Origin of the sequence: Acidovorax sp. Root217 (assembly GCF_001428645.1) — a bacterium.
In the GTDB taxonomy this organism is placed as follows: domain Bacteria; phylum Pseudomonadota; class Gammaproteobacteria; order Burkholderiales; family Burkholderiaceae_C; genus Acidovorax.
Genome location: NZ_LMIH01000013.1, coordinates 148,906 through 157,552, shown reverse-complemented (window position 1 = coordinate 157,552; position 8,647 = coordinate 148,906). Strand labels below are relative to the sequence as shown.

The following is an 8,647-nucleotide window of genomic DNA, read 5'->3' as shown; positions in this document are numbered from 1 at the left end:
CCCGTCAACAAGTCGCGCGTGATCGTCACGCTGACCAAAACCCTGTAAATCTTTCAGGGGCGCCCCGTGCGCCCCTTCCTGGAGGAATCAAAAATGAAAATGGTGACAGCCATCATCAAACCCTTCAAGCTCGACGAGGTGCGTGAAGCCCTGTCGGACATCGGGGTGCAGGGGATTACGGTGACCGAGGTCAAGGGCTTCGGACGCCAGAAGGGCCACACGGAGCTGTACCGTGGTGCAGAGTACGTGGTCGACTTCCTGCCCAAGGTCAAGATCGAAGCCGCCGTGGCGGACGAACTGGTGGACCGGGTGATCGAGGCCATCGAAGCCGCTGCACGCACCGGCAAGATCGGCGACGGCAAGATTTTCGTGACCCACCTGGAGCAGGTGGTACGCATTCGCACCGGCGAAACCGGCAAGGAAGCCCTTTAAAGGGCCCGCCGCACAACACGAAAGACAAATGCCATGAAAAAATTGCTTGCTTCCTTCATTCTGGGGCTGAGCCTGCTGTCCGTCGGTGGACTGTCGCTGGCCCAGGCACCTGCCGCCGATGCAGCCGCATCGGCGCCGGCAGAAGCCGCGCCCGCTGCTGCGGCTGCTGCCCCTGCGGCTGCACCGGCACCTGCTGCGGCCGCCTCCGAGGCTGCCCCTGCCGCTCCCGTACCCAAGATCGACTCCGGCGATACCGCCTGGATGCTGACCTCCACGCTGCTGGTCATCCTGATGACCATCCCCGGCCTGGCGCTGTTCTACGGCGGCCTGGGCCGTTCCAAGAACATGCTGTCCGTGCTGATGCAGGTCTTCGTGGTCTTCTCGCTGATCTCCCTGCTGTGGGCCATCTACGGCTACAGCCTGGCGTTCTCGGGTGAAGGCAAGTTCTTCGGCGGCCTGGACAAGATCTTCCTCAAGGGCGTGAACCAGGAGACCTTCGGTGCCCTGATCACCATCCCCGAGTACGTGTTCATCGCCTTCCAGGGTACGTTCGCGGCCATCACCGTGGCGCTGATCGTCGGCTCCTTTGCCGAGCGCATCAAGTTCTCTGCCGTGCTGATCTTCTCGGTGCTGTGGTTCACCTTCAGCTACGTGCCCATGGCCCACATCGTGTGGGGCGGCGGCCTGCTGGGTGCTGACGGCGCGCTGGACTTCGCTGGCGGTACCGTGGTGCACATCAACGCCGGTGTCGCCGGCCTGGTGGGTGCCTACATGGTGGGCAAGCGCATCGGCTACGGCAAGGAGGCTCTGACGCCCCACAGCCTGACGCTGACGATGGTGGGTGCCTCGCTGCTGTGGGTGGGCTGGTTCGGCTTCAACGCTGGTTCCGCCGGTGCCGCCAACGCCAATGCGGGCCTGGCCTTCGTGAACACCGTGCTGGCCACTGCCGCTGCCACGCTGAGCTGGATCGCCGGTGAAGCGCTGCACAAGGGCAAGGCTTCCATGCTGGGTGCTGCCTCGGGCGCTGTGGCCGGTCTGGTGGCGGTGACGCCTGCTGCCGGCTTCGTGGGCCCCATGGGTTCCATCGTGCTGGGCCTGATCGCCGGTATCGTCTGCCTGTGGGGTGTGGGTGGCCTGAAGCGCATGCTCAACGTGGACGACGCATTCGACGTGTTCGGCGTGCACGGTGTGGGCGGTATTCTGGGTGCCATCCTGACCGGTGTGTTCGCCTCCAAGGGCCTGGGTGGTACGGGCGGCCTGACGCCTGACACCTTCGCCATGGGCGCACAGGTGTGGATCCAGGTCAAGAGCGTGCTGTTCACCATCGTGTGGTCCGGCGTCGTGGCCTTCATCTCCTACAAGATCGCTGACCTGCTGGTGGGCCTGCGTGTCTCGGAAGAAGCCGAACGCGAAGGCCTGGACATCACGTCCCACGGCGAAACGGCTTACAACCGTTGATGGATGGGCCGGAGGCTGCGGTGTCTGGTGGTGCCGCAGCCCGCCCGGTCCTGATTTTCTGATTCCTGTTTTTCTGCGAGAGTCTCCTCGGAATCCTCCTCGGATCCCTTTGCCCGCCGCCCTGGCGGGCTTCTTTTTGACCAACCCGCCTTTCGGCGGGTTTTTCATTGCAGGGCTGCGCGGGGTCCATCGCCGGCCTCACGCCGGCCGTTCAAAAAATTCACGGCGGCAGGCGGGGCCTGGGCGGGGTGCAGCCGCTACGATCCAAGGCATGGACTCAGCCCTTGCCCAGATCACCGAACGCGTGCGCGCCGCCGCAGCCGACCAGACCCCTTTGCGCATCCGCGGTGGGGGCAGCAAGGACTTCCACGGCCTGGCCTTGCATGGCGAGGTGCTCGACACCCGGGTGCTCCGGGGTATCGTGGACTACGAGCCCAGCGAGCTGGTCGTCACCGTGCGCACCGGCACACCGCTGGCCGAGCTGGAGGCCGCCCTGGCCGCCCAGGGGCAGTGCCTGCCCTTCGAGCCCCCGCACTTCGGTGCGCAGCCGCAGGCCACCACGGTCGGCGGTATGGTGGCGGCCGGTCTCTCGGGCCCGGCGCGTACCAGCGTGGGCGCCGTGCGCGACTACCTGCTGGGCGTGGTGCTGCTCAACGGCCGTGCCGAGCTGCTGACCTTTGGCGGCCAGGTCATGAAGAACGTGGCAGGCTACGACGTGTCGCGCCTCATGGCGGGCGCCTGGGGTACGCTGGGCCTGCTCACCGAGGTCAGCCTCAAGGTGCTGCCCGTGGCCCCGGGCGAGGCCACGCTGCGCTTCGAATGCAACCAGGCCGATGCACTGCGCCGCCTGCATGCCTGGGGCGGCCAGCCCCTGCCGCTCAACGCCAGCCGCTGGGCCGGCGACGCCCACACGGGCACGCTGCAGGTGCGCTTGCGCGGCGCCGTGGCCGCGGTGGAGGCGGCCTGCCGCACCATGGGCGGCGAGCGCCTGGACCCCGCCGTGGTAGCCGCTGACTGGAGCGCCTGCCGTGACCAGGCCCTGCCCTGGTTCGCCGCGCGCCCACCCGGGCACGCCTTGTGGCGACTGTCGCTGCCAGCCACGGCACCCGTGATGGCCCTGCCCGGTGGCGCCCAGCAGCTGGTCGAATGGCATGGCGCGCTGCGCTGGGTGCAGGCGCCTGAATCCGCAGGCGATGCGCTGCGCGAGGCGGCCCGGGCCGCAGGTGGCAGCGCGGCGATGTTCCGGGCACCCCTGGCGCGCGAGCCGGGCGGGGCGGGCCATGCGGCCCTGCCGTCGCGCGCGCTGGAGCAGATCCATGCACGCCTGAAGCACAGCTTTGATCCGGCCGGCATCTTCAATCCCGGGCGCATGGCGCCGGGCTGGTAGGCGGTCCATCCGCACCGCCACTGCGCGGCACAACCATTCACTGTCCAGGCATGCACCATGCAAACCCAACTCTCCCCTGAATACCGCGCCCGCGCCGACGGCCTCGAGGCAGAGGCCATCCTGCGCAAGTGCGTGCACTGCGGCTTCTGTACCGCCACCTGCCCGACCTACCAGCTGCTGGGCGATGAGCTCGATGGCCCGCGCGGCCGCATCTACCTGATCAAGCAGGTGCTCGAAGGCCAGGCGCCCACGCGCGCCACCCAGATGCACCTGGACCGCTGCCTGACCTGCCGCAACTGTGAGACCACCTGCCCCAGCGGCGTGCAGTATGGCCACCTGGTGGACATCGGCCGCAAGATCGTGGACGAGAAGGTGCCGCGCCCCCTGGGCGAGAAGGCCCTGCGCTGGGCGCTCAAGGAAGGCCTGCCTTCGGCGTTGTTCGCCCCGGCGATGAAGGCCGGGCAGATGGTGCGCGGCCTGCTGCCCGAGTCCCTACAGGCCAAGGTGCCGACGCCACGCGATCCGGGCGCCTGGCCCACGGGGGCGCATGCGCGCAAGGTGCTCATGCTGGCCGGCTGCGTGCAGCCCGCGATGATGCCCGGTATCAACACCGCCACGGCGCGCGTGCTCGACGCCGCAGGCATAGAGACCCTGGTAGCGCCCAAGGCCGGCTGCTGCGGCGCGGTCAAGTTCCACCTCAACGACCAGGACGGCGGCAAGGCCGAGATGCGCGCCAATATCGACGCCTGGTGGCCGCTGGTCGAAGCGGGTGGCGTGGAGTGCATCGTCATGAACGCCTCGGGCTGCGGCGTCACGGTGAAGGAGTACGGCCACATCCTGCAGAACGATGCGCAGTACGCCGCCAAGGCCGCGCGCATCAGCGCGCTCACCCGCGACCTGTCCGAGTTGCTGCCGGACCTGCTGCCCGAACTTGCCCAGCGCCTGGCCGGCCGTGTGCAGCCCCCGCCTGACACGCTGTTCGCCTACCACCCCCCCTGCACGCTGCAGCACGGGCAAAAGCTGCGCGGCGGGGTGGAAACGCACCTGGGCAGGCTGGGCTTCAAGCTCCGGGTGGCGCGCAATGAATCGCACCTGTGCTGCGGCTCGGCGGGCACCTACTCGGTGCTCAACCCCGGCCTGTCCCACCAGTTGCGCGACCGCAAGGTCGGCGCGCTGGGCGAGGCGTTTGGTGAGCAGCCGCCGGATGCCATCCTGTCGGCCAACATCGGCTGCATCACGCACCTGCAAAGCGGCACCGCGACGCCTGTGCGCCACTGGATCGAGGTGCTGGACGAGGCCTTGACCGCTGCGCAGTAAGGGCGTGTGTCTCCGTCCGGATGGATGCTGCACCGTCGTGCGAGGGGCCGGCCGGAGGCCCTGAATTAGGTGCCCGGCGCCAAGACTGGCATGATTGAGGGTTTTGTTGCCCCCTTCCTTCGCTACGCCATGACCGACAACGTGCCAGAACAAGAACAGACCGCCGCGCCCGCCGCCGCTGCCCCTACGGCGGCAGACGCTGCATCGGCCCCCGCCGTGGCTCCAGGCGATGCCGGGGAGGGTGCTGCGGCGGCTGCCGCTCCTGCGGCCCCCCACCGTGAGGGCCGGGGCGGCCGCGGTGGCCGCAACAACAATCGCCGCGACGGCCGTCCGCGTGGCGAGGCCGGCGCCCCGGCTGCAGGCCAGCCCGCTGCGGCCGCGCCAGCAGGCGCCCGTGCGCCGCAGCGCACCCATCCCGCACTAGAGCAACTGGCCGGCCTGTACCCGCAGCTGTTCGGCGCGGTGTTCCGCCCGCTCAAGCGCGGCATCTTCCAGGACATCCTGGCCGCGCACCCCGAGCAGTTCGAGCGCGATGCACTCAAGGTGGCCCTGGGGCTGCATACCCGCTCCACCCGCTACCTGCAAAGCGTGGCGGCCGGCGAGAAGCGCCACGACTTGGCCGGTCAGCCCGTGGAGGCCATGGCCCCCGAGCATGTGCACCACGCCCTGCTGGAGGTCTACCGCCGCAGAAAGAACAACAAGGCCCGCGCCAGCGAGGACCTGCTGCCCAAGCTGCGCAACCGCATGGTCCAGGCCTTCGAGGCCTCGGGCCTGACGCGCGAGGCCTACACCGAGCTCGTGGCCGGCCGTGACGAGGAGGCCAACGCCCTGCTCGAAGAGGCCTTTGCCGAATGGTCCGTGCGCAACGCCAAGGACGAGGCGCTGCTGCGCGCCTTCGATGCCAGCGGCCAGGCCCTGGAGGCGTTTGCCGACATGTATGGCATGGCGCCGCGCGCCGTGGGCCAGACGCTGGAGCGCGCACGGCGCTACCGTGGCCTGGTGGCTGCCGCTGCTGCTGCTCCCTCTGCGGCGGTCCCTGCCGCCGACTGACCTGTCACCGGCACCGGGCCTTGCCCGGTGGCAGTCCGGTCGCGCCCGCGCTGCAGGCTGTGCGTGGTGCAATGGTTCCCTGCTGACACTGCGTTGGCAGCAGCGTGCATGCGGACCATGCAGTGGCGTTACCTCTCACTTTCGGTTGCAAATTGTGGATTGCCGCGCCATCCTGCTGACACCAGGTTGTCAGCAGCAGGGCAGCACCATGGCTACTCCAGACCAACCAAAAGAGAGAGGAAACCGCATGCCACCCGTTTCTGAAAAGATTCCCGCCTTCCGCGTTGCCGGCATTGCCGTGCGCACCCGCAACAGTGACGAGATGAACCCCGAAACCTCCCGCATCGGAGGCCTGTGGGACCGTTTCTTCAGCGAAAGCTGGGAGCACAAGCTGCCTCGGCCCGGGGCGGACGGCCGCATCTTCGGCGTCTACAGCGCCTATGAGTCCAACGAGCATGGCGCCTTCGATGTCACGGCCGGCGTGGCTGCTCCCGAAGGCTCGGAGGTCGTGGGCGGTGCATCGACCATTGCCATCGAGGCCGGCGACTACCTGGTGTTCCACGGTCAGGGCAGCATGCCGCAGATGGTGATCGACGCCTGGGGCGAGGTGTGGCGCTACTTTGATGAGAACCCGCAGATCCAGCGCCGCTTCACCACCGACTTCGAGGCCTATGCGGGCCCTGATCGCGTGGCCATCCACATCGGCGTCTAGGCCTGTTCCTTCTCACCAGCCATGCGCCGTGCCGACCGCCTGTTTCAGATCGTCCAGCTCATCCGCGGGCGGCGCCTGTCCACCTCCGCCTTTCTGGCCGAGCGGCTGGAGGTGTCGCAGCGCACCATCTACCGCGACGTGGCCGACCTGCAGCACCAGGGCGTGCCCATCGAGGGTGAGGCGGGGGTGGGCTACCGCCTGGGCGCGGGCTTTGACCTGCCGCCGCTGATGTTCAGCCAGGGCGAGGCGAATGCCCTGGTGGCCGCCGCGCGGCTGGCGCAGGCCTGGCTCGATGCAGGGCTGGCGCGCGAGGTGGAAGGGGCGCTGGGCAAGATCCTCTCGGTGCTGCCACCCGAGGCGCGCGTGGCCGCCGAGTCGCAGGCGCTCTACGCCCCCTCGGTGGGCCTGGGCCCGCGTGCCCAGGCCACCCTGCAGACCCTGCGCGAGGCGGTGCACAGCCGCCACGTGGTGCAGATCGACTATGCGGACGTGCAGGGCCGGCCCAGCGTGCGCAGATTGCGGCCCCTGGGCTGCTTCTACTGGGGCAAGGTCTGGACGCTGTCGGCCTGGTGCGAATTGCGCGAAGACTTCCGGGGCTTTCGCATCGACCGCATCGCCGAGCTCACGGTGCTGCCCGAGCAGTTCCGCCAGGAGCCCGGCAAGACCCTGGCCGACATGCTGCGCCAGGTGGAGGCCGAGATGGCCTCGCGCCCCCCATCCCTGAGCGACGAGGCCCCTTGCGCATGACCGAGGTCACCTACTACGTGGCTGCCACGCTGGATGGCTTTATCGCCGGCCCCAGCGGCGAACTCGACTGGCTGCACCCCTTCGAGCAGGCCGGTACCGACTATGGCCTGGCGGACTTCAGGGCCGGGGTCGATGCCCTGGTCATGGGACGCACAACCTATGCCGTGGCCCGCTCCTTTGGCGACTGGCCTTACGGCGAGCGGCCGGCTTGGGTATTGAGCCACCAGGACGCACCCACCGATGGAAGCTTGCCGCCCAGTGTGTTCTGGGGTGCTGCGCAACCGCACGAACTGGTGGCGCAATGGATGGATCGAGACCTCCGGCAGGTCTGGCTGGTGGGCGGCGGCCAGCTGGCGGGGCAGTTCCTGCGTGCCGGGCTCGTGGACCACCTGATGCTGGCCACCATTCCGGTCACGCTGGGGGCGGGCCTGCCGCTGTGGGGCGTGCCGCAGACAATGGCGCCGCAGCACTGGACGCTGCAGGCGCACCAGGCCTATCCGAATGGCGTGCTGACGCAGCACTTCAAGCGGGTGCGCAGCGCTCCCTCCTGCGGCTGATCAGCTCGCTGTGCCCTGCTGGGCCAGCGCACTGCGGTACCGGCGGCTGCAAGGCACGGTGCTGCCATCCTTCATCAACAGGCGGGCATCGCCGCTGTCCAGCGGCTCGATCTCGGCCACCGCATCCAGGTTGACGGCATAGCTGCGGTGCACGCGCACGAAGCGCGCCGGGTCCAGCTGTGTGAGGAAATCCGCCAGGGTGGAGCGCACCAGGTAGTCGTGCCCGTTCACATGCAGGCCCACGTAGTTGGCCTCGGCCTGCAGCCAGGCGATGTCGGTGGCGGCGATCAGGAATTCGCGGCGCAGCTTGCGCACCAGGAAGCGTTCGGGGCGCTGCACGGGCAGGGACGGGGCCAGTTCAGGCGCCGCCGGTCCGGTGGCGGGTGATGGTTCGGGAATGGCGGGGGATTCGGGCGTGTCCAGCACCCGGGCCTCGCCCTGCAGCCGTAGCAGCAAAAAGCGGTAGCCTACCAGGCTGCTGACGATGAGTGCATAGGTGCGTACGTCCTTGAGGTACTCGTAGCCCCACTGGGCCCACCAGGGGCCGTTCAGCCGGTACTCGGCGCCCATGGAGGCATAGGCCAGGTGCCGCAGGGCCATCATCCCTGCCAGGTGGATGCTGCAGTAGGCCACGCTGCCCACCAGGTGCCAGGGCAGGTGGCGGCGCAGCGTGTCCCAGTGCAGCGGAAAGCGCCGCTCGAAGGCCACGATGGCCGGGATCAGCAGCCCGACCACGAGCACACTGGACAGTTCCCACAGTGCCGGCTCCCAGGCGGCCACGGGCCGGCCGGCAGAACGCAGGTCGATCAGCGTCACCACGCTGTTGAAGGCCGCCTGCACCAGCAGCAGGACGGCCCAGAACGCCACTTCTGCACGGCGGCGCAAGGGACGATAGCGTTCGGGCCAGGGCAGGGCGGGTCGGGACATGCCGCCAGTGTAGGCATGGCGCACAGCACCTTGGTAAATCCGCCCTCCGCCCCGTCCCAT

9 protein-coding genes are annotated in these 8,647 nt (G+C 68.7%); 8 read left to right on the top strand and 1 reads right to left on the bottom strand.

Annotated elements, in window-relative coordinates; translation table 11 throughout:
• Positions 1-93 precede the first annotated feature (93 nt).
• The 8 genes from glnK to ASE31_RS15400 all read left to right on the top strand — a co-directional run bounded on the left by glnK (position 94) and on the right by ASE31_RS15400 (position 7,660).
• Positions 94-432, top strand: coding sequence for a P-II family nitrogen regulator (glnK, locus tag ASE31_RS15435; protein WP_007851823.1), 339 nt, complete (start codon positions 94-96; stop codon positions 430-432).
• A 33-nt stretch (positions 433-465) separates the two neighbouring features.
• Complete coding sequence (locus ASE31_RS15430; protein ID WP_057202691.1) at positions 466-1,890, top strand: ammonium transporter; 1,425 nt, start codon at positions 466-468, stop codon at positions 1,888-1,890.
• Positions 1,891-2,152: 262 nt separating this feature from the next.
• Entirely contained in the window at positions 2,153-3,277 is a 1,125-nt protein-coding gene (gene glcE, locus ASE31_RS15425; protein ID WP_057202737.1) for a glycolate oxidase subunit GlcE, read from the top strand.
• A 57-nt stretch (positions 3,278-3,334) separates the two neighbouring features.
• On the top strand, positions 3,335-4,594 hold the full coding sequence (gene glcF / locus ASE31_RS15420; protein WP_057202690.1) for a glycolate oxidase subunit GlcF: 1,260 nt from the start codon (positions 3,335-3,337) through the stop codon (positions 4,592-4,594).
• A 129-nt stretch (positions 4,595-4,723) separates the two neighbouring features.
• Positions 4,724-5,644: a ProQ/FINO family protein gene (locus ASE31_RS15415; protein WP_057202689.1), complete on the top strand. Its 921-nt coding sequence runs from the start codon at positions 4,724-4,726 to the stop codon at positions 5,642-5,644.
• Between the two features lie 247 nt (positions 5,645-5,891).
• Complete coding sequence (locus ASE31_RS15410; RefSeq protein WP_057202688.1) at positions 5,892-6,356, top strand: GyrI-like domain-containing protein; 465 nt, start codon at positions 5,892-5,894, stop codon at positions 6,354-6,356.
• Positions 6,357-6,377: 21 nt separating this feature from the next.
• On the top strand, positions 6,378-7,103 hold the full coding sequence (locus ASE31_RS15405) for a YafY family protein (RefSeq protein ID WP_057202687.1): 726 nt from the start codon (positions 6,378-6,380) through the stop codon (positions 7,101-7,103).
• Positions 7,100-7,660, top strand: coding sequence for a dihydrofolate reductase family protein (locus tag ASE31_RS15400; RefSeq protein WP_057202686.1), 561 nt, complete (start codon positions 7,100-7,102; stop codon positions 7,658-7,660). Before ASE31_RS15405 ends, ASE31_RS15400 begins: the two co-directional genes overlap by 4 nt.
• Here ASE31_RS15400 and ASE31_RS15395 read toward each other — a convergent pair whose 3' ends face one another.
• On the bottom strand, positions 7,661-8,587 hold the full coding sequence (locus tag ASE31_RS15395) for a LytTR family DNA-binding domain-containing protein (protein ID WP_057202736.1): 927 nt from the start codon (positions 8,585-8,587) through the stop codon (positions 7,661-7,663). It abuts the gene before it with no gap.
• Positions 8,588-8,647 lie beyond the last annotated feature (60 nt).